Source organism: Polaromonas sp. CT11-55 (genome assembly GCF_047303325.1).
GTDB lineage: Bacteria > Pseudomonadota > Gammaproteobacteria > Burkholderiales > Burkholderiaceae_C > Polaromonas.
This window is the reverse complement of record NZ_JBKBEX010000004.1, coordinates 1-20,983: the sequence shown is the minus strand read 5'-3', so window position 1 is coordinate 20,983 and position 20,983 is coordinate 1. Positions and strand designations below refer to the sequence as shown.

Below are 20,983 nucleotides of genomic sequence, written 5' to 3'. Positions count from 1 at the left end.
GCAAACCTGTGGTGTGTGGTGTGTGGGGTGGGAGGGGGTTACTGCGCCGCCGCCAGCAGCGACTTGATCTTGGCGCCCAGCAGGGTGAGGTTGGCTTCGTAGCGCATGGCGTTGTCGGCGAAGTTCACGCGCTCCATGTCCATCTCCACCGTGTTGCCGTCTATGCTGGACTGCGCGGGCGTGCGGTAGAGCAGTTCGTCCGCGCCCGAGGCACGCGCCTCGCCGGGCAGGTGGCGCGCCGACGTGGTCGACATGCTCATGGAGCCGGACTGGCGGCCGCGCTCCAGCGCTTCCTGGAGCTTGCCGCTGAAATCGAAGTCACGCGCCTTGTAGTGCGGCGTGTCCGCGTTCGCGATATTGGCCGACAGCACTTCCTGCCGCCGCGCCCTGAGGCTGAGCGCCTCCTGGTGGAAGCGCAGCGCTGAATCGAGTTTGTCGATCATGGGTCCTTCTCCGTGCTTGGGCACCGCGCCCGCGCAGTGCCGCCTTTGAAAAATTGTAGGAATTGCCCGTTTTCGCAATCAGCGGAACAGACGGTGTTTAGCCGGCCAATTCAGGGCTTGCCGCAATGCCGGGCCACACATTCCGACTCCATGCATTGCACTACCGGCGGGCGTTTTTCAATCGGATGAACAGCAGGCCGATTGCCGCGCACTTCAGGCCTTGGCTTGTGCTGCCGGTTTCTAAAATCTGTGGAAATCTGCGTAATCTGCGGATAAAAGAAATTCATATCCACAGATTTCGCAGATTGACGCAGATGAAAACCATCATGATGAAAGTCATGTAGCTGGCGTGCAGAGACAGGAATGAAATTTTGAGTACAACCACTTTCTCTTCAATCTTGGAAATCTGTGAAAAACCCTCTCAAGATGTCCGCGCCTAGCCTCGTCCTGCTGCTCGCCGGCATGGCCGTTTCCAGCCAGCCAGTGCGCGCCGCACCCCCGCAAGCCGCGCCGCTGGCCGGCAGCGCGCGTCCCGCGATAGAGCGCTTTTTGCAGGAGCAGGCCGCGGGCCTGCCCGGCCAGGTGGTGATCACGATAGACACGCCCCTGTCGGGCGCGCTCCCGCCCTGCGACGCGCCCGAACCTTTTTTGCCGGGCGGCGCGCGGCTCTGGGGCCGTGTGTCTGTCGGCGTGCGCTGCAACTCGGCCCAGCCCTGGACCCGTTATGTGCCGGCCTATGTGGCCGTGCGCGGCAATTACTATGTCGCGGCCCGGCCGATCAGCGCCGGCCAGGTGCTCACCGCAACCGATGCCACCCTGCGTGAAGGCGACCTCGCTGCCCTGCCGCGCGGCGTGGTCACGGACCCGGCGCAGTTCGACGGCGTCACGGCGCTGAACACCATAGCCTCGGGCGCGCCACTCAGGCGCGAATCGCTGCGCGCCGCCATCGCGGTGCAGCAGGGCCAGGCCATACGCCTGCGCACACGCGGCCCCGGTTTTACCGTCAGCACCGAAGGCAAGGCCATGAGCAGCGCCGCGGTGGGCGCCCTGGTCCAGGTCAAGACGGCCGGCGGCCAGTTGCTCAGTGGCATCGCCCTGGCCGACGGCACGGTGGAACGGGTTCACTGAATTTTTAGGAATGAGCCCTAAAGTTTTCATCCAGGCGGCCGTTAGAACGATCAGATCCCCCTGAGGAATACCCCCATGAATATCCAGAAAACCTTCACATTCCTCAAGAATGTGGCCGACAGCGTGGCCCCCAGTTCCACCCGCGAAAGCCGGCCCGCATCGGCCGCGCCTGCTCCCACAGCCCTGTCGCGCCCGGTCTCGCCCGCGCCGCTGCTGTCCAGCCAGTCAGACTTCGACGCCGCGCGCGTGGCCCGCATCCGCGAAGAAATCGGCGCCGGCCGCTACCAGGTCAATACCACGAAGATCGCCGACGGCCTGCTGGCCACGGTGCGCGACCTGCTGGGCGGCGAAGAGCCCCAAAAATGAGCAGCGCGCTGGTCGGACTGCTGCACCGCGAACATGCGGCGACAGGCTTGTTTCTTGAACTGCTGGGCCTGGAAGCCCATGCCATGACCGAGGGACTGTTCACCGAACTGCCCGGCCTGGCCGAGCGCAAGTCCCAGCTGGCAAGCCAGATCACCACCATCAGCCGCCAACGCGAAGCGCTGCAGCAAGGCCTGGGCTACGGCCCCGGCCGCGCCGGCGCCGATGCCGCGGCCGCCGCGGGCGACGCCGTGCTCAAGAGCGCCTGGCAGCAATTGCTGGCCCGCGCGGCCGAAGCCCAGGCCATGAACCACCGCAACGGCGTGATGGTCCACACCCATCTGGACTTCACGCGCCAGACCCTGAATTTCCTCAAGGCCGGCGGCCAGCCGCTGTATGGGCCGGATGGGACGCACCAGTCGGGTGGTAGTGGGAATCGGCTGGGGGTTGGCTAACCCCCCATCCCCCGCTGAGGGAAGCCGGGTCTTGCTCCGGCGGGCGCGCTCTTTCCCCTCTTTCCTCTGCTTAGTCCTGCTGGCCGGGGGTTGCCCGGCGGCAACTCACTTTTCTTTTGCTTCGCCAAAAGAAAAGTAAGCAAAAGAAAAGGCGACCCTGGTGTCTGCGTCCCTCCGCTTCGCTGCGGGCAGCCTGTGGTGCTCGGTCCAGCCGGGGTCAAAAACAACTCGCCTTCGGCTCAAACAAGTTTTTGCCCTTATCCGTCTGGACCTGCGCTCCTCGGCGCATACACAAGGGGCCCGGATACCGAACAGCCAAAGGCAAAAAAAACCAAATACCTAAAACCACAAGGACACGCCACGGCGTGTCCTTGTTTTGGAGTTCGGCATTTTTCTTCTTGTATTCGGACTTCCCCGTCCTGGCTGGGCCGAGGAGCGCAGAGACAAGCGGATCAGGGCAAAAACGTGTTTGAGCGAAGCGAGTTGTTTTTGACCCCGCTTGGCTCGAGCACCGCAGGTTGCCCCGGAGCGTAGCGCAGGGGACCCAGACTGCGGGTCGCCTTTCTTTTGGGTACTTTTGGTGTTTGCGTAACTTCGCTGCGCGAAGTGAGCAAACCCCGCGCGCGTAGCGCGCCTTTGGCGAACAAAGAAAACCCGCTTTGCGGGTTTCGATAAAAGTGCCTCGCCCGCCGGGGCGAGACCCGGCCAGCTGAACCAAGAAGAGGAAGGAGGAGGTAGAAAGAGGAGAGCGCGCCCGCCGGCGCAAGACCCGGCTTAAAACGTTTCCCAGCTTCCGCCACCGGCCATGGCAAGGTCACCGCCAGCCGCTCTGCGAGGCGCGGCAATCGCCTCACGCACTTGCGGCGGCTGTTTGGGCGTCGCGGGCCGGGCCACGCTGGCGCGCGGCTGCTGCGCAGCCGGCGCATGCCCGCCGCTCACCTTGAACACACTCACCACCTGCGACAGGCCGCTGGCCTGCTCCTGCAAGGAGGACGCCGCGGCGGCGGCTTCCTCAACGAGTGCCGCGTTCTGCTGCGTCACCTGGTCCATCTGGGTGATCGCCTGGTTGATCTGCTCGATGCCGGAGGTCTGCTCCTGGCTGGCCGCGGTGATCTCGGCCATGATGTCGGTCACGCGTTTGACGCTGTCGACAATCTCGTCCATGGTTTTGCCGGCTTCGGCGACCTGCTTGCTGCCTTCTTCGACCTTGTCGACCGAGTCGCCGATCAACGTCTTGATTTCCTTGGCAGCCGCGGCGCTACGCTGCGCCAGGTTGCGCACCTCGGCGGCCACCACGGCAAAGCCCCGGCCCTGTTCGCCGGCACGCGCGGCTTCCACAGCGGCATTGAGCGCCAGGATATTGGTCTGGAAGGCGATGCCGTCGATCACGCCGATGATGTCGACGATTTTTCGGGACGACGCATTGATGGCGCCCATGGTGCCAACCACTTCGGCCACCACACTGCCGCCCTTGACGGCAACACTGGATGCGGACACCGCCAGCTGATTCGCTTGCCTGGCGTTGTCGGCATTCTGTTTGACGGTACTTGTCAGTTCCTCCATCGAAGCAGCAGTCTCTTCAAGAGAGCTGGCCTGCTGCTCGGTGCGGGACGACAGGTCATGGTTGCCGGCCGCGATCTGGCTCGAGGCCGTCGCGATGGTGTCCGTGCCGCTGCGCACATTGCCGACGATGCCTAGCAGATTGTCCTGCATGGTCTTCAAGGCCTGCAGCAGTTCGGCGGCCTCGTCGCGACCCGTGCTGTGGACGGGCTGGGTCAGGTCGCCGTCGGCGATAAAACGCGCGCTGCGGGCCGCCTGGCGCAAAGGCCCGGTGATGGAACGGGTCAGCACAACGGCCGACGCAGCCCCCAGCAGCAAGGCCAGCACCGCGCCCACGACCAGGATCAGCCGGCCCTGGGCCGCGTTTTCTTCGGCGCGCACCAGCGCGGCGTCATACAGCTTTTGCTGCTGTTCTTCGAGTTTGTGGATGCTCTCGCTGTAGGCCTCGGCCAGCGGCTTGAGCTCACGCTCCAGCACGGCGGTGACGTCTTCCCCGGCCTGGCGCCGCTTGAGCACGGCGGCGCGCGGCGTGCGGTAGGCCTCGCGCGCGGCGTCTATGCTGGCCAGCAGTTTTTTGCCCTCTTCCGTCTGGACCAGCTCGACCAGGCGCTTGCGCGAGGCGTTGGAGATCTCCGAGGTCTTGTCCATGTCGGCCTGCCACATCGGGATGCGGCTGGTGTCGGCGTCCATGATGGAGGCACGGGTGCGTATCCAGTTCAGGTCTATGGTCTGGCGCCATTGCACCGCCATCTTGAGCTTTTCGTTGTCTATGGTGCCCAGCTGGTGGGTGGTCTCGGCCAGGCCCTGCAGGCGCCAGACGCCGGTGGCGGAAATCGCCGCCATGATAAAAAGAATCAGGCCGAAAGCCAGCGCCAGGCGGCTGCCGACCTTGATGTTGTTGAGTGACATGGGTGCGAACTTTCAGGGTTTGAAGGGCTTAAAGCGTGGCGCGCTCTATCAGCGCCATGTCGCTGCTGGACATGAGCTTGTCGATATCAACCAGGATCAGCATGCGCTCGTCCAGCGTGCCCAGGCCTATCAGGTATTCGGTGTCCAGCAGCGCGCCCATTTCGGGCGCGGGCCTGACTTGCTCGGGGCTGAGCGTGATCACATCCGAGACGCTGTCCACCACCATGCCCATCACCCGGCTGGCGATGTTCAGGATGATCACCACGGTGAACTGGTCGTAGCTGGGTGTTCCCAGATTGAACTTGATGCGCATGTCCACGATCGGCACGATGATGCCGCGCAGGTTGACCACGCCCTTGATGTGCTCTGGCGCATTGGCGATGCGCGTCACCGTGTCATAGCCGCGCAGCTCCTGCACTTTCTGGATGTCCACGCCGTACTCTTCCTGGCCCAGCCTGAAGGCCAGGAATTCGAGGGCCTTGCCGGTGCCCGCTTCGGCTTGTTTGTTTGTCTCGTGCATACGCACTCCTTTAGAAATCAATGGCTGTCTGTACTTATCGGCTGGCTGCGGCGCAAACTTAAGAGCTACTCACCCGGCCTTATGACCTAAAAGCTTTCCCAACCGCCACCGGCGACGGCCAGCTCGCCATTCACAGCCGCGGTCTTTCGCGAAGCCGCGATGGCCTGGCGGGCCTGCGGCGGCTGTTTGGGCGTAGCGGCCGGGCGGCGCGCCGGAGTGACGTGCCCACCCTCGACCTTGAACACGCTGACCGCTTGCGAGAGGCCGCTGGCCTGCTCCTGCAAGGAGGACGCCGCGGCGGCGGCTTCCTCAACGAGTGCCGCGTTCTGCTGCGTGACCTGGTCCATCTGCGTGATGGCCTGGTTGATCTGCTCTATGCCGGAGGTTTGTTCCTGGCTGGCGGCGGTGATCTCGGCCATGATGTCGGTCACGCGCTTGACGCTGTCGACGATCTCGTCCATGGTCTTGCCGGCTTCGGCGACCTGGCTGCTGCCCTCCTCGACCTTGCTGACCGAATCATCGATCAGGGTCTTGATCTCCTTGGCCGCCGCCGCGCTGCGCTGGGCCAGGTTGCGTACCTCGGCAGCAACGACTGCAAAGCCGCGCCCCTGCTCGCCGGCACGGGCCGCTTCAACAGCGGCATTGAGCGCCAGGATATTGGTCTGGAAGGCGATGCCGTCAATCACGCCGATGATGTCGACGATTTTTCGGGACGACGCATTGATGGCGCCCATGGTGCCGACCACTTCGGCGACAACATTGCCGCCCTTGACGGCAACACTGGACGCTGACACCGCCAGCTGGTTGGCCTGGCGTGCGTTGTCGGCATTCTGTTTGACGGTGGAGGTCAGCTCTTCCATCGACGCCGCCGTCTCTTCAAGAGAGCTGGCCTGCTGTTCGGTGCGCGATGACAAGTCATGGTTGCCGGCCGCGATCTCGCTCGATGCGGTGGCAATCGTGTCCGTGCCGCTGCGCACATTGCCGACGATGCCCACCAGGCTGTCGTTCATGTCTTTCAGCGCCTGCATGAGCTGGCCAGTCTCGTCCTGGCTCTCAACCTCAATCCGGCTGGTCAGGTCGCCGGCGGCCACCGCGCGCGCCACCTGCACCGCATGCGACAGCGGCCGGGTGATGCTGCGCACCAGCAGCCAGGCCAGCAGGGCGCCCAGACCCAGGGAGACCACGCTGCAGACCACCAGCAGCAGGCTGATCCTGGCGCGCAGTTCCTCGCCGCGCTGCGCCGCGTCATCGAGCAGTTCGCGCTCGGTGTCGACCATCTTCTGCACGCCGGCCAGGTAGTCGCGCGAGGTGGGCTCAAACCGTTCGTTGAAAATCCGGTTCGCGCCCTCCATGTCGCCGGCCTGCTTGGCCTTGCTGACGTCCTCGCGCGCGGCCAGGTAGACCTTGCGCAGCTCGCCGACCTTGTCGAAGAGCTGTTTTTTCTCGGGCGTGTCCATCTGCTGCTCGAGGAATTTCTGCAGCTCGTTGGTGTTCTTGATCGAGGTCGCCGATGCCGGCGCGAAATAGGCAACCAGGCCGACGTCGCTGCTCTTGGCGATGGCCGCGGCGCGCTGTATGCCCGCGGTGGTGTGGCGCAGCCAGTCGGAGCCGGCCCGCTCGGTCTTGATGTTCTTCTCGACCATGGCCTTGATTTCCTCGCCCAGCTGGCTGAGCTTGAGGACGGCGAGCACGCTGCTGGTCACAAACAGCGCAAGAATGAGGCCGACCACGACGGCCAGGCGCTTGCCGATGGAGAGATTGCCTAAAAACATGATGGAAACTCCAGAACAAAAAGGGGATGGCCGCTCATTGCGCGGCGGCGGCGTTGATCAGCGCCATGTCGCTGCTGGACATGAGCTTGTCGATATCGACCAGGATGAGCATGCGGTCGTCCAGCGTGCCCAGGCCTATCAGGTACTCGGTGTCCAGCAGCGCGCCCATTTCGGGGGCGGGCCTGACCTGGTCGGTGTCCAGTGTGATCACGTCCGAGACGCTGTCCACCACCATGCCCATCACGCGGCTCGCGATGTTCAAAATAATCACCACGGTGAACTGGTCGTAGCTGGGCGCGCCCAGCTTGAACTTGATGCGCATGTCCACAATCGGCACGATGATGCCGCGCAGGTTGACCACACCCTTGATGTGCTCGGGCGCATTCGCAATGCGCGTCACCGTGTCGTAGCCGCGCAGCTCCTGCACTTTCTGGATGTCCACGCCGTACTCTTCGTGGCCCAGCCTGAAGGCCAGGAATTCGAGGGCCTTGCCGGCCGACGCGGGGCTGTTGTGTGTCTCGTGCATACGCACTCCTTTGGAATCAATGGACATCTGTCTCTACCGTGTATCTATCGGCCGGCCTGATGAAAACTTAAGAGCTACTCACCAGGCCGTCCTGGCGTTTTGATGAATTCCTATCCGCAGACGACGCGGAAATTCATATCCGCAGATGAAATCTTTATCCACAGATTTCGCAGATTTACGCAGATTAAAAAACTCAGAATGCAAGGTCGTGTGCCCGGTGCAGAGGGATAGGTTCCAGCTACAGATTTCTTCTCTTCAATCTGTGGAAATCTGTGTAATCTGCGGATGAATCTGTATTTGAAGATCTGCATAGGCAAGACCATCAAGATGACATGGCCTTCGCGGCCCGGGGCCGGGCGGCCGTTGCCGGCTTGCGCGCGGGCGGGCGCGGCACCTCCTGCAGGCCCAGCGCTTCGGCCAGGCCGGCGCGCAGCCGGCTGATGGCCTGGCTGTGCAGCTGGCAGACGCGCGACTGGGTCACGTCGAGCACCGCACCTATCTCGCGCAGGTTCAGCTCTTCCTCGTAATAAAGGCTGAGCAGCAGCTGCTCACGCTCGGGCAGCTGGCCTATGGCGGCGATCAGCTGGCGCCGGAAGTCGCCCTGCAGCAGCTGCGTAAGCGGCTCGTCGGCCAGCACGCTGTCGCCGTGGTCCTGGCGGTCCAGGAAGCTGCTCTCGCCGGCCTCGCCGTCGCCGCGCTCAAAATCCTCGTAGTAGACAAGCTGGCAGCCGTGTATCTCGTGCAGCAGCTGCTGGTAGGCCGCCAGCGGCAGCTCCATGGCCTGGGCGATTTCGCTTTCGCTGGGCGCGCGGCCCAGCTTTTGCTCCTGCGCGCGCACCGCCATGGCGACGCTGCGCGAGGACCTGCGCAGGCCGCGCGAGACCCAGTCGTTGGCGCGCAGCTCGTCGAGCATGGCGCCGCGTATGCGCTGGCTCGCGTAGGTCTCGAACTTCGCGCCCTGGTCGTCCTGATATTTCTCGGCGGCGTCCAGCAGGCCCATCATGCCGACCTGTATCAGGTCGTCCAGCTCCACGCTGGCCGGCAGCCTGGCGATCATCTGCAGCGCCAGCCTGCGCACCAGCGGCGCGTGCAGGGCCAGCAGTTCCGACGGGGCCGGCTGGGCCATCTTTCCCTGGGGGGTGTACATGGAAGGATTCCTCCTGCTTCTTGAACGGTCGGGTGTCAGGCGGCGGCCGCGTGCAAGCTGCCCACGCGCAGCGCACTGTCTTCTTCGGCGGCGGGCCGCGCCGGCCAGCGCAGCAGCGCCGAGGCCAGCCGGTAAAAATCCGCCGCGGCCGGGCTGCCCGGAAAGGCTTCCACCACGCTGAGGTTGAGCCCGCGCGCCTCGGCGAGCTGCGGGTCGGCGCTGATGCAGCCGGCCGGCTCCAGCGCCAGGCCCAGGTAGCGGCCCGCGGCCCCGGCCAGGTTGGCCAGGATGCGCTGGGCCTCGGCCTCGTCGGCCGCGTGGTTGACCAGCACACGCACGCGCCGCAGCCCATGGGCCTGCTGCAGCCGCTTGATGCAGCCATAGGCTGCGGTGATCGCCTGGGCCTGCGGCCGCAGCAGCACCACCATCTCGTCGGCCCGGGACGCGAGCGGCGACAGTGTGCCCTCTTCGCCCAGCACCGCATCGAGCAGCACCAGCCGGCCGCGGTGCCGCGATGGTCCCGCAGTTGCATCGCCGCGCTCATCAACCAGGCGCACGTCCTGGCCCAGGCGCGCCAGCGCCGCCGCGAGGTTCAGCGTGACGCTGCTCACGCCCGCGCCCGGTGCGCCGGCAACAAAGGCCAGCAGCCGGCCCGGGCTGTTCGCCATGAGGCGCCTGAGCCCGTCGGCCTGGTCGCTGCCCGGTGCTTTCATGGGTCCATCCTCAGCCGCGCGCGGCGGGCGTGTGCGCCGGCAAGGGCTGCTCCACGCCCTCGGTCTCCAGCGCGTCCAGCAGCACCAGCAGCTTGCCCAGGCCTTCGAGCAGCACGGCGGCCGGCACGGGCCGGCCCGCTTTGGGCGCGCGCCCGGCCAGCTGCGCGAGTGCGGCGCGTGCCGTCTCCGCCCAGCCGTCCTGCAGGCTTTGCAACAGAAACACCGTGGCGCAGGCCTGGCCGGCAATCAGCCGGCGCGCGGGCGCATCGGCCGCGTCGAGCTGGCCAATGCCCTGGCCCAGCAATTTGAAATACGGTTCGGCGGCGCTGCGCCAGGCCGGCCACTGCGCCATGCGCTGCGCCGGCACCCGCACGGCTTCGTCGGCCAGCACATAGCTATGGGCCAGCACCTTGCCGCTTGCGGCATCCACCATGCGCCTGACCACGCAGCGCAGCACCGGCAGCGGCGGCTGCGTGCCCGGCGCCATTTCGTCAAGCTCGGGCCTGAGGCTGATGCGCGCCTCGGCCACCGACATCAGCGCCGCCTTCTTGCGGTAGAGCACGGGTTGGGCCGTGCCGAAGTCCAGGCCCGCGGCCAGCTTGCCCAGCGTGCCGCGCGCGCCGGTGTCCGGGTCCACGAACCGCATCGCCGAGCTGCCGGCCGCCGCCCAGGTGCGGCCTTCAAGCTGCCACTGGCGGATCAGGCCGGCCTCGGGCGCCTGCGCGAACAGATGGACCACCGCCCTGCCCAGCGCGGGCTGCAACGCCCACCCAGCCGGATGTACCGGATGTGCCGGGCCCGCATGGCCTTGCAGCGGCGCCGCGAACACCTTGCCCGTGCGGTCCGACAGCAGCAGCGTGCCGACCAGCCCTTGCGCCGCGTCGCTGCCACGCGCTTCACCGGCCACGGCCAGCACATGGCCATCGCACAGTGCGGCGCTGTCCTCCACGGCCTTGGACAGCAGCGCCCGCGAGATGCCCTGCGCGTCGTCAGCATCCGCAGGGGCCGAAAGCCGGCGCCACAGCGCGCGCGTTTCCTCAAAGCCTATGCCGCCCTTCGACAGCGCGGCCGCGTTGGCGGCCAGCTCCTGCGCGTTGTGCGTCAGGGCGTTGATCAGTTGCCGGCATTGCGCGCGCAGGCGTTCGCTGGTGGCTTGCGCCTCCTGGTCGCCCGCCGCGGGTTTGTCCTCGAGCCCAGACTCGCCGGGTACAAACAGCGCGCTGCGGCTTTTCGCCTGGAACACGCTGTCGACCAGGGCCCGGCCGTCGGCCGGCGCCAGGTGCTCGGGCACTTGCTGGCCGCTGGAGATGTAGTGCACCGGCAGCTGGTGGCGTATCGCCATGTCGATCAGCGCGCCGGGGTGGGTGGCCTCGTCGACCTTGGTGAAGATGCAGCCGGCGAGGTCCCAGTCGCCACCCATGCCGCCGGGCTTCTCGCCATGGCGGTAGGCCTGCACCACTTCATTGAGGGTGTCGCCGTGGCTGGAGGCATTGAGCAGCAACAGCCGCTTGACGGGCCGGCTCGCGCCGCACAGCATCGCGATCTGCCCGGCAACGGCGCGGTCGCGCTGGCTCATGCCCACGGTGTCTATCAGCACCATGTGTTTGTCGCGCAGGCCGGCCAGCACCCGGTCCAGGTCGGCCGCGTCCTTCACCGCATGCACCGACACGCCCAGGATCTGGCCGTAAATGCGCAGCTGCTCGTAAGCGCCTATGCGGTAGCTGTCGGTGGTGACCAGCGCCAGCTTGTCGGCGCCAAAACGCATCACGCAGCGCGCCGCGAGCTTGGCCGTGGTGGTGGTCTTGCCCACGCCGGTCGGGCCCATCAGCGCATACACGCCGCCCTCGTCCAGCAGCGCGCCTTCGTCCTCGAGCAGCGGCATGCGGCGCGCGAGCTCGGCCTTCGCATAGTCCATGCCCTGCGCGTGGCCCTGGCCCGTGGGCAGGTCCTGCAGGATGTCCTTGGCCAGGCGCGCGCTGAAACCCGCGCCCAGCAGGGTGCGCAGCAAATGGCCGCGCACCGGGTCGCGCCGCTGCTTGTCGTTCCAGGCCATGCCGGCCAGCTGCTCTTCAATCATGCCGCGCATGGAATGGATTTCGCGCAGCACGGCGTCGCTTTCGGCCGCGGGCGCCGCGGACCGGGCCATGGCGGGCGCGACGGCAGGCACAGGCACGGCGGCGAATTCCTCCAGCGCCGCGAGCACCTCCACGCCATCTGCCGTCACGCGGTTGGACAGCACCACGGCATCGGGGCCCAGTTTTTCGCGCACCAGGCGCAAGGCCTCGCGGCTCGAAGGCGCGACGACCCGGCAGGTCTGGTCGGTGGCGTTGCTGCTGCGGCTGTTCACGTCGTGGCTCCAATCGTGGCGGTCACCTGGATGGTGCGGGTGTCGGGTATCTCAGCGTGCGACAGCACCTTGAGCTGCGGCAGGCTGCGGCGCAGAAAGCGCGCCAGCAGCACGCGCAGCGGGTGCTGCACCACCAGCACCGGCGCCAGCCCCAGCCCGGCCTGGCGGTCCATGGCCTGCTGGGCTTCGCGCAGCAGCCTGTCGGCCAGGCCCGGCTCCAGGCCGGCGCTGTTGGCCAGGGCCTGCAGCAGCACGCGGTCCAGCGCGCTGTCCAGGCCTATCACCTGCAGGGCTTCGTTGCCTGGGAAAATCTGCTGCACGATGGCGCGCGACAGCGCCAGCCGTATCAGCGAGCTCAGCTCGGTGGTGTCGCTCACGGTGGGCGCGTGCTCGGCCAGCACGTCGAGGATGGTGCGCATGTCGCGTATCGGCACGTTTTCCTCGAGCAGGTTTTGCAGCACTTTCTGCAGCGTCGTGAGCGACAGCGTCTTGGGCACCAGGTCCTGCACCAGCATGGGCGACTCCTTGCCGATACGGTCCAGCAGTTGCTGCACTTCCTGGCGGCCCAGCAGCTCGGCCGAGTGCGCGTGGATCAAATGGTTGAGGTGCGTGGCCACCACGGTGCTGGCGTCGACCACGGTGTAGCCGTAGATCTGCGCCTGCTCGCGCAGGCCGCTGTCTATCCAGGTCGCGGGCAGGCCGAAAGCCGGGTCCTTGGTCTGCGTGCCCGGCAGGGGGGCGCTGACCTGGCCCGGGTTGATGGCCATCCACTGGCCGGGAAAGGCCTCGCCCTCGCCGATCTGCACGCCCTTGAGCTTGAGCACATAGGCGTTGGGCTTGATCTCCAGGTTGTCGCGGATATGGACCACGGGCACCAGGAAACCGATGTCCTGCGCGAACTTCTTGCGTATGCTTTTGATGCGGCCCAGCAGCTCGCCGTTCTGGCTTTTGTCCACCAGCGAGATCAGCCGGTAGCCGACTTCCAGCCCCAGCGGGTCCACCAGGGCCACGTCGTCCCAGCTGGCCTCCTGCGATTCGGTCGGGGCCGGCGGCGGCGGTGCTTCAGCCGCGGCGGCCGCGCTCACGGCGCCGCGCTGCAAAATGCGCCGGCCCAGCCAGACCAGGCCGCCCGCGATGATCAAAAACGCGATATTGGGCATGCCGGGGATCAAACCCATCAGGCCTATGACGCCGGCCGTCAGGAACAGCACCTGCGGGTTGGCAAACAGCTGGCCCGTGAGCTGGCCACCCACGTCCTCGTCGGTGGTGACGCGCGAGACGATGACACCGGCCGCCGTGGAGATCACCAGCGCCGGAATCTGCGCGACCAGGCCGTCGCCGATCGCCAGCAAGGTGTAGCTCGTGGCCGCCTGCGAAAAATCCAGCCCGTGCTGGGCCATGCCGACGATCAGCCCGCCGATGATGTTGATCACCAGGATCAGCAGGCCGGCCACCGCGTCGCCGCGCACAAACTTGCTGGCGCCGTCCATGGAGCCGTAGAAGTCGGCCTCCTGCGCCACTTCGGCGCGGCGCTTGCGTGCCACGTCCTCGCCGATCAGGCCGGCGTTGAGGTCGGCGTCAATCGCCATCTGCTTGCCCGGCATGGCGTCCAGCGTGAAGCGCGCGCCCACCTCGGCGATGCGGCCCGCGCCCTTGGTGATGACCATGAAGTTGATCACCACCAGGATGATGAAAACCATCACGCCGACCGCGAAGTTGCCGCCCACCAGGAAGTGGCCGAAGGCCTCGATCACTTTGCCGGCCGCGTCGGGCCCGGTGTGGCCTTCCATCAGCACCACGCGCGTGGAGGCGACGTTGAGCGACAGGCGCAGCAGCGTGGTGAACAGCAGCACGGCCGGGAAGGCCGCGAAGTCCAGCGCCTTCATGGTGTACATGCTGACCAGCAGCACCATGATGGACAGCGCGATGTTGAAGGTGAACAGCAGGTCCAGCAAAAACGGCGGCAGCGGCAGCACCATCATGCTGAGGATCAGGATGATGAGCACCGGGCCGGCCAGGCCCTTGCCCTTGCCGCCGGCCATCATCTGGCGCGGCAGGCGCATCAGGTCGTCGACCAGCGTCATGCGGCGGCTCCCGCCGGGGCAAGGGGGGCAAGTGGGTCCAGCGACTCAGGCACCGGCAGGTCGCGCGGCGCACGCGGCGGCGTAACGCCGCCCTCGGCCGCGCGCCGCAGCTGGTAGGCCCAGGCCAGCACCTCGGCCACGGCTGAATACAGCGCCGCCGGGACTTCATCGCCGAGCTTGGTGTGGCGGTAGAGCGCGCGCGTCAGCGGCGGCGCCTCCAGCACCGGTATCTTGTGCTCCTCGGCCATGGCGCGTATGCGCAGGGCCACCAGGTCGGTGCCCTTGGCGATCACGCGCGGCGCGCGCATGTCCTTGTCCAGGTATTGGAGGGCGACCGCGAAGTGCGTGGGGTTGGTGACGATGATGTCGGCCTTGGGCACCTCGGCCATCATGCGGCGCTTGGCCATCTGTTGCTGCTGCCGGCGTATCTGCGCCTTGATGTGCGGGTCGCCCTCGCTTTCCTTGTTCTCCTGGCGCAGGTCTTCGCGCGACATGCGCAGCTTGCGCGCGTGGCTCCAGAGCTGGTAGGGCACGTCGATGCCGGCCACCAGCAGCAGCGAAGCGATGATCAGCGCGCAACTGCCTACGACCAGGTGCAGGGTGTGCGGCAGCGCGGCATGCGCGGGCTCGCGCATCAGGCCCATGATGGCGCCCAGGTCGCCCGCGATCACCCACCAGGCGACGCCGCCCACCAGCGCCGACTTGAGCAAAGTCTTGACGAGCTCGGCCAGCGACTCGAACGAGAACATGCGGCCTATGCCGGCAACCGGGTTGAGCTTGGAAAAATTCGGCGCCAGCGACTGGGCCGACAGCAGCCAGCCGCCCAGCAGCATGGGCGCCACCAGCGCGGCCACCAGCATCATCAGCAGCACCGGCAGCAGCGCCTGCATGGCGTGCAGCACGGCGGTGCCGGCCTGGTTCATCATGTGCGAGGCATCAAAGGCCGAGGCGCGCTCGAACTGCAGGCCGCCGCGCAGCGCGCTGTTGAAGTGCCCACCCATCATCTCGCCCAGCATCCACAGGCCGCCCACGCCCGTGGTGAGCATGACAAAGGTGACCAGCTCGCGCGACCGCGCCACCTGGCCTTCTTCGCGCGCCTTTTCCAGGCGGCGCGGCGAGGCCGGTTCGGTCTTTTCGAGCTCACTTTCTTCCGCCATCAGTACTCCGCAGAGCGAGGCACAAGAGGCACCTCGTCTTAAGAATTATTGAGGCGGAGGGCGGAAATCGATCAAGGAAACAGGCCATGTATCAGCCTGTTCTTTGGACAATAAGCTATGTGGCGCGACGGGGCGGGGTCTGAAGAATTTATCCGCGGATTACGCAGATTTACACAGATTGAAGAGAAGAATTCAAAGCTTCACCTCAATGGTTTTAATCTGCGGAAATCTGCGTAATCTGCGGATATAGATTTCTCTGCGGATTCCGCGCGGCTTAGAACCCCAGGCTCGCCAGCAAATCATCTACCTGCCCCTGGTCATCCACCGCATCCGCATTGCCGATCTTGATCTGCGGACCATTGAGCAAGCCCTGGCCCACTTCCTGCGCCTCCTGGCGCTTGTCGGGCGGCGCGTTGTCGATCAGCAGCTGCAGCAGCTGCGTCTCCATGTCCTTGATCACGTCCATCATCTTCTTGATGACCTGGCCGGTCAGGTCCTGGAAGTCCTGGGCCATCATGATTTCCATGAGCTGCGCATTGGTGGCGCCGGCCTGCTGCGGCGCTTCGGCCAGGTAGCTGCGCGTGTCTTTCACCAGCTCGCGCGCATCGGATAGCTCGACCGGGCTGGCGAACCAGCCGTCCCAGCGCTTGCCGAGCTCCACCGCCTGCTTGGCCAAACTATCTTGTATGGGCTGGGCCACGTCGATGGCGTTGAGCGCCCTTTCGGCCGCGCGTTCGGTCATCTGGGCCACATAGCTCAGGCGGTCGCGCGCATCGGGAATCGCCTCGGCCGCGCGCGCGATGCTTTTGTCCAGGCCCAGTTCGCGCATGCCCTCGCGCATCTGGCGCGTCAGATGGCCTATGCGGTTGACCAGCTGTTCGGCCGAATCGCCGGCGGCCGCGGGGTGCAATGCTACGGCTTGGTGTGCGTCCATGTCAGGCACCCTCCTTCTCGATCTTTTCGAAGATCTTGTTGATCTTTTCCTCCAGCGTCACGGCGGTGAAGGGCTTGACCACATAGCCGTTGGCGCCGGCCTGCGCGGCCGCGATGATGTTTTCCTTTTTCGCCTCGGCCGTCACCATCAGCACCGGCAGCTTGGCAAACTGCGGGTCGGCGCGTATGGCCTGCAGCATGGCCAGGCCGTCCATATTGGGCATGTTCCAGTCCGAGACCACAAAGCCGTAGCTGCCGGTCTTGACCTTTTCCAGGCCCGCGGCGCCGTCCTCGGCCTCGTCGACGTTGACGAACTCCAGCTCCTTGAGCAGGTTGCGCACAATCCGGCGCATGGTCGGGAAGTCATCCACGACCAGGATCTTGATGTTTTTATCAACCACACTTCACTCCAGTTTTTTCATTCAGTTTGATGATTGGTTTACGGCCGGTGTGGCCTTCAGCTTGAGGTCCTACACCCGGTTGGCGCGCTCCCCGAAGGAGCGCAGGTGCGCCAGCACGCGCTGGCTGATCTCGCGCAGCGGCGCCACCTCGGTAACCGCACCCAATGCCACGGCCTCGCGCGGCATGCCGTAGACCACGCAGCTGGCCTCGTCCTGGGCAATGGTGTGGGCGCCGGCCTGGCGCATACGCTGCAGGCCTTCGGCACCGTCGCGCCCCATGCCGGTCAGGATCACGCCTATGGCGTTCTTGCCCGCATGGCGCGCGGCCGAGTCGAACAGCACGTCCACCGAAGGCCGGTGCCGGTTCACGGGCGGCGCCTGGTCGACCTGGGCCACATAGTTGGCGCCGCTGCGCGTGAGCGACAAATGAAAGCCACCCGGCGCGATATAGGCATGGCCGGGCAGCACACGCTCGCCATGCACCGCTTCCGAGACCACGATGCGGCACAGGCCGTTGAGCCGCTGCGCGAAGGAATTGGTAAAACCCGCCGGCATGTGCTGGGCGACCAGGATGGCCGGGCTGTCAGGCGGCAGCGGCTGCAGCACCTCGCGTATGGCCTCGGTGCCGCCCGTGGAGGCGCCGATGATGATGAGTTTTTCGGTGCTCAGCAGCGGGCTGTGCAGCAGGGGCACTTCAGCGCCGGCCGCGCCGCCCGCCGGCGCCGCGCGCCGCACCGGCAGCAGTTTGGCGCTGGCCGCGACGCGTATCTTGCCGGCGATCAAATCGGTGTAAGACAGCAGGCCGTCGCGTATGCCCAGGCGCGGTTTGGTCACAAAGTCGATCGCGCCCAATTCGAGTGCGCGCAGCGCGGCTTCAGAGCCGCGCTCGGTCAGCGAGGACACCATGAGCACCGGCATGGGCCGCAGGCGCATGAGTTTTTCGAGGAACTCCAGGCCGTCCATGCGCGGCATTTCCACGTCCAGCGTCATCACGTCGGGGTTGTGCTGCTTGACCAGGTCGCGCGCGACCAGCGGGTCCGAGGCCGTGGCCACCACCACCATGTCGGGCTGGCTGTTGATGATCTCTGTCATCAGGCTGCGTATCAGCGCCGAGTCGTCGACGCACAGCACCTTGATCTTTTGGACAGTCCCGTTCACGTTCGCATTCATAAAACCCACGCATTCCTGGCGGCCGCGCCCGCGGCCTGGCTGTTGCTGAAGATCTCGACAGGGGCGGGACGCGCCGGCCTGCGCAAGGTGGCGGCCAGCGCCTGCTCCTCGTCGCGCACCAGCGCCACGTCGGCCTGCTGGCGCAGCTTGCGCATGGTGACCCTGCCCGTCACCGGGAAGTAGTTGATGCGCCGCGGGTAGTTGCCGCGCAAATCCTGGGCGGCCACCCGCACCTGTTCCATCTGCAAATAACGCAGCACAAAGTCGGCATTGCGCTCGCCGATGTTGAGCAAGGTCATATTCGCCAGCACCGCACCGCCGCCAAAGACCTTGGCCTCGAGCCGCTCGCGCCGCGCGCCGGCCTTGAGCAGTTCGTTGAGCAGCATCTCCATGGCGTAGGCGCCGTAACGCATGGAGGCCGCCGCACCGCGCGTGCCCGGCTCGGCATCCTCGGGCAGCATGAAATGGTTCATGCCGCCTATGCCGGCCACGGCATCGCGCACACAGGCCGAGACGCAGGAGCCCAGCACCGTGGTCAGCACCATGTCGCTGGAGGTCACAAAGTATTCGCCGGGCAGCAGCTTGACCGCCGCGATGTCGAACTCGCGGTCGAAATAATGGTGGGTGGCCAGGGTCTCCCGGTGCGCCGTGGTCATGGGCCGGCCACGAGTTCATACACCGTCTGGCCCTTGAGCCGGAAGGTGTCGCTGGCAAAGGAGAAATTTTCCGAGTGCCCGGCAAACAGCAGGCCGTGCGGTTTCATCAGCGGCGCGAAACGCTGCAGGATGCGGCCTTGCGTGGGCTTGTCGAAGTAGATCATCACATTGCGGCAGAAGATCGCGTCAAAAGGCTCGCGCAGCGCCCATTTGGCGTCCAGCAGATTGAGCTGCTCGAACTTCACCATGGCCGCAACTTCGGGCCGTATGCGCACCTTGCCGGCCTGCGCGCCCGCGCCCTTCAAAAAAAAGCGCTTGAGCCGCGCCGGCGAGAGCTTGCTGACCTGCTCCATCGTGAAGATGCCGGCCTGGGCCTTCGCCAGCACCTGGGTGTCTATGTCGGTGGCCATCACGCTGGCCGCCGCGCCCGCGCGCTCACCCAGCGCCTCGATCAGGGTCATGGCGATGGAATAGGGCTCCTCGCCGGTGGAGGCGGCCGAGCACCAGACGCTCATGGGCTGGGCACATTTTTTGGCATGCTCGGCCAGCAGCGGGAAATGGTGGGCCTCGCGGAAAAAGGCCGTGAGGTTGGTGGTCAGCGCATTGGTGAACTGCTGCCACTCGTCGCCATGCGGGTCGGCTTCGAGGAAGCGCAGATAGCTCGCGAACTCGGTCAGCCGCAGCTCGCGCAGGCGCCGCGCCAGCCGGCTGTAGACCATCTGCCGTTTCTGCGTGCTCAGGGCAATGCCCGCCCGCTGGTGGATCAGCGTGCGTATTTTTGAAAAATCATGGTCCGTCAGGAGGAAATCCGGACCGGCCGACGAGGCCGTGGCGCCATGCGGGGGTGTGTTCATAGGTTTTTTGGCCATCGCGCGCGGGGCACGCGCCTTGTGCACAGTGCAAAACGGCGATGCTTCAATGTACAAAGCCTGCGCCGCCCGCCATGGCCTGAAAAGCGCGCGAAAAGGCCCGCTTCTTTGGCGATGGCGGGACGGCGGGCTCGGGCATAAAGATTTATCCGCAGATGACGCAGATCTACACAGATTGAAGAAAGAAAATCTGTACTAAGAACTTCTTCTCAATCTCTGCACGCTTCCACCACACAAGCTTCCATTGCCTTTGTCTTTATCTGCGGAAATCTGCGTAATCTGCGGATATGGATTCATCTGCGGATATAGGAATTCATCCGCGGATAGCGCTAGATGGTGACCGTATGCGCCCAGGCCAGCGCCGCCAGGTGCGCCTGGTTGACGCGCGTGGAGGTCACAAACAGCGCATCGGCCAGCGCCGGCACGCGGCCGTCTCTTTGTTCACAGGCCTCGACCAGCGACAGAAAGGGGCCGTACACGCCCTCGCGGCTCAGCAGCGCCTGCACCACGGGCTCGGGCAGCAGGATCTGGCTCACCACCTTCTCAAGCGGGATGCCCAGCAACTGGTCCAGCAGCGAGAACATACCGACAAAAAACAGGTGCTCGGCCTCGCCGCGCGGCAGCAAGTCCTTGCCCAGCAGCTCAGCAAACCGCCCGCGCACAATCGCGGCCTGCAGCAGGGCATGTGAGTACCCGGCCGTGTTGGTCGTGGCCAGCAGCACCGACAGCCAGCGGAACAGCGGCGTATAGCCCAGCATGGTCACCGCATGGCGCAGCGATTCGATCTCGACCTCTATGCCGAAGCCCGGCGAGTTGATGTAGCGGAACAGCTTGTATGACAACGCCGCGTCGCGCTTGAGCACACCCTCGATGTGCCGCACGTCGGCGTTTTCCTGCACCATCTGCATCAGCTGCAGAATGAATATGGCCTGCGGGCTCAGCGCGCCGGCGCTGTTGAGCGGGCGCGGCGTGGTGCACAGCTGCCCAAAAAAGCCGCCCACGCCATGCGCAGCCGATTTGTCAAACTCCGCCCATCCCGGGAAATCCTGCACCACCACCGCCAGCGGCGGCTCGGCCTGTTTGGCCAGGTTGCTGAGCGCCGCAAAATCCGGATGGCCCAGCGGCAACTCGATGTGCGTGGCCAGCGGCAGCAGCGTCTCGGCATGTTGTTTCATAAACGCAAGGCTGGCGCCACGCAGCGCAAGCTGCAAGCCTTGCTCACGCATGGAAGCCATGCCCGCCGCACAGTCCTCGGCCAGGTCGCCGCAGTCCAGCATCAGCACCGTGTGTTTGGGAACCTCCGCAGCCAGGATGCCGCCCGGCGGCACGCCGCGCTCTGCATCGAGAAACAGCAAACCCAGCTCGGCATCCTGGGCCCGCTCACCCACAAAGTCCAGCAGCTGCCGCACGTCTTCCTGCGGATTCGTGGGCAAAGAACTCTGCCAGGCGAGCCTGTAGCCGACCACCTGTTGTTTGGGGTCCAGCAGGGGGGCTCGTACAAGGAATTTGTGGTCTGGCATGGTGAAGGTTTGTTTGGTTGTAGCTAGCGGTTTGTCTTTTTGGGCGCCAGCGACCCCAGCCGGCCATCGGCAAGATGGGTTTTGGGGTGACTGTAAGGAAAAAGGGTGCAATTGATTGCGGTGAATAAGGTGGGGTTTATAGGTCTGTTTTCTAAATAGGTTTTTGGCCGGGTCTTGCTCCGGCGGGCGCGCGCCCTCCTCCCACTCCTCCCTTCTCCTTCCCCTCTTGAGAGTTGCTGGCCGGGGGTAGCCCGGCAGCTACTCACTTTTCTTTTGCTTCGCCAAAAGAAAAGTAAGCAAAAGAAAAGGC

General features: G+C 65.5%; 19 protein-coding genes. 3 read left to right on the top strand and 16 right to left on the bottom strand.

Features of this window, described 5'->3' with window-relative positions; genetic code table 11:
• Positions 1-38: 38 nt before the first annotated feature.
• Positions 39-443 (bottom strand): flagellar basal body rod protein FlgB, encoded by a 405-nt coding sequence (gene flgB / locus ACEN8I_RS05420; protein ID WP_413327119.1) that lies wholly within the window; start codon positions 441-443, stop codon positions 39-41.
• Positions 444-869: 426 nt separating this feature from the next.
• Here flgB and flgA point away from each other — a divergent pair, with 426 nt between their 5' ends.
• The 3 genes from flgA (at position 870) to ACEN8I_RS05405 (ending at position 2,389) form a co-directional block, all read left to right on the top strand.
• Positions 870-1,571, top strand: coding sequence for a flagellar basal body P-ring formation chaperone FlgA (flgA, locus tag ACEN8I_RS05415; RefSeq protein WP_413327117.1), 702 nt, complete (start codon positions 870-872; stop codon positions 1,569-1,571).
• Positions 1,572-1,646: 75 nt separating this feature from the next.
• Positions 1,647-1,937, top strand: coding sequence for a flagellar biosynthesis anti-sigma factor FlgM (gene flgM / locus ACEN8I_RS05410; protein WP_413327114.1), 291 nt, complete (start codon positions 1,647-1,649; stop codon positions 1,935-1,937).
• Positions 1,934-2,389, top strand: coding sequence for a flagella synthesis protein FlgN (locus ACEN8I_RS05405; RefSeq protein WP_413327111.1), 456 nt, complete (start codon positions 1,934-1,936; stop codon positions 2,387-2,389). The genes flgM and ACEN8I_RS05405 overlap by 4 nt, the downstream gene beginning before the upstream one ends.
• Positions 2,390-3,163: 774 nt before the next feature.
• Here the strand turns inward: ACEN8I_RS05405 and ACEN8I_RS05400 are convergent.
• The 15 genes from ACEN8I_RS05400 to ACEN8I_RS05330 form a co-directional block, all read right to left on the bottom strand.
• Complete coding sequence (locus ACEN8I_RS05400) at positions 3,164-4,858, bottom strand: methyl-accepting chemotaxis protein (protein WP_413327109.1); 1,695 nt, start codon at positions 4,856-4,858, stop codon at positions 3,164-3,166.
• Positions 4,859-4,886: 28 nt separating this feature from the next.
• The gene (locus tag ACEN8I_RS05395; protein WP_413327106.1) at positions 4,887-5,378 is read right to left on the bottom strand and encodes a chemotaxis protein CheW; all 492 of its coding nucleotides are present in this window, start codon (positions 5,376-5,378) and stop codon (positions 4,887-4,889) included.
• 86 nt (positions 5,379-5,464) lie between these two features.
• A complete protein-coding gene (locus ACEN8I_RS05390) occupies positions 5,465-7,150 on the bottom strand; it encodes a methyl-accepting chemotaxis protein (RefSeq protein WP_413327103.1) in 1,686 nt (561 codons plus the stop codon).
• Between the two features lie 34 nt (positions 7,151-7,184).
• A complete protein-coding gene (locus ACEN8I_RS05385) occupies positions 7,185-7,676 on the bottom strand; it encodes a chemotaxis protein CheW (protein ID WP_413327100.1) in 492 nt (163 codons plus the stop codon).
• A 322-nt stretch (positions 7,677-7,998) separates the two neighbouring features.
• Positions 7,999-8,823, bottom strand: a complete 825-nt coding sequence (locus ACEN8I_RS05380; protein ID WP_413327097.1) for an RNA polymerase sigma factor FliA — start codon at positions 8,821-8,823, stop codon at positions 7,999-8,001.
• A gap of 35 nt (positions 8,824-8,858) precedes the next feature.
• A complete protein-coding gene (locus tag ACEN8I_RS05375) occupies positions 8,859-9,536 on the bottom strand; it encodes a MinD/ParA family protein (RefSeq protein ID WP_413327095.1) in 678 nt (225 codons plus the stop codon).
• Positions 9,537-9,546: 10 nt separating this feature from the next.
• Complete coding sequence (flhF, locus tag ACEN8I_RS05370; RefSeq protein ID WP_413327092.1) at positions 9,547-11,883, bottom strand: flagellar biosynthesis protein FlhF; 2,337 nt, start codon at positions 11,881-11,883, stop codon at positions 9,547-9,549.
• Positions 11,880-13,946: a flagellar biosynthesis protein FlhA gene (gene flhA / locus ACEN8I_RS05365; RefSeq protein ID WP_413327584.1), complete on the bottom strand. Its 2,067-nt coding sequence runs from the start codon at positions 13,944-13,946 to the stop codon at positions 11,880-11,882. Before flhA ends, flhF begins: the two co-directional genes overlap by 4 nt.
• 17 nt (positions 13,947-13,963) lie before the next feature.
• Complete coding sequence (gene flhB, locus ACEN8I_RS05360; protein WP_413327090.1) at positions 13,964-15,124, bottom strand: flagellar biosynthesis protein FlhB; 1,161 nt, start codon at positions 15,122-15,124, stop codon at positions 13,964-13,966.
• Between the two features lie 274 nt (positions 15,125-15,398).
• A complete protein-coding gene (cheZ, locus tag ACEN8I_RS05355; protein WP_413327087.1) occupies positions 15,399-16,058 on the bottom strand; it encodes a protein phosphatase CheZ in 660 nt (219 codons plus the stop codon).
• Position 16,059: 1 nt separating this feature from the next.
• Entirely contained in the window at positions 16,060-16,458 is a 399-nt protein-coding gene (gene cheY, locus ACEN8I_RS05350) for a chemotaxis response regulator CheY (protein ID WP_007873092.1), read from the bottom strand.
• Between the two features lie 69 nt (positions 16,459-16,527).
• The gene (locus ACEN8I_RS05345) at positions 16,528-17,628 is read right to left on the bottom strand and encodes a protein-glutamate methylesterase/protein-glutamine glutaminase (protein WP_413327084.1); all 1,101 of its coding nucleotides are present in this window, start codon (positions 17,626-17,628) and stop codon (positions 16,528-16,530) included.
• The gene (gene cheD, locus ACEN8I_RS05340; RefSeq protein ID WP_413327081.1) at positions 17,625-18,284 is read right to left on the bottom strand and encodes a chemoreceptor glutamine deamidase CheD; all 660 of its coding nucleotides are present in this window, start codon (positions 18,282-18,284) and stop codon (positions 17,625-17,627) included. The genes ACEN8I_RS05345 and cheD overlap by 4 nt, the downstream gene beginning before the upstream one ends.
• On the bottom strand, positions 18,281-19,138 hold the full coding sequence (locus ACEN8I_RS05335) for a CheR family methyltransferase (RefSeq protein WP_413327078.1): 858 nt from the start codon (positions 19,136-19,138) through the stop codon (positions 18,281-18,283). The genes cheD and ACEN8I_RS05335 overlap by 4 nt, the downstream gene beginning before the upstream one ends.
• Positions 19,139-19,482: 344 nt before the next feature.
• Positions 19,483-20,673, bottom strand: coding sequence for an EAL and HDOD domain-containing protein (locus tag ACEN8I_RS05330; protein ID WP_413327076.1), 1,191 nt, complete (start codon positions 20,671-20,673; stop codon positions 19,483-19,485).
• Positions 20,674-20,983 lie beyond the last annotated feature (310 nt).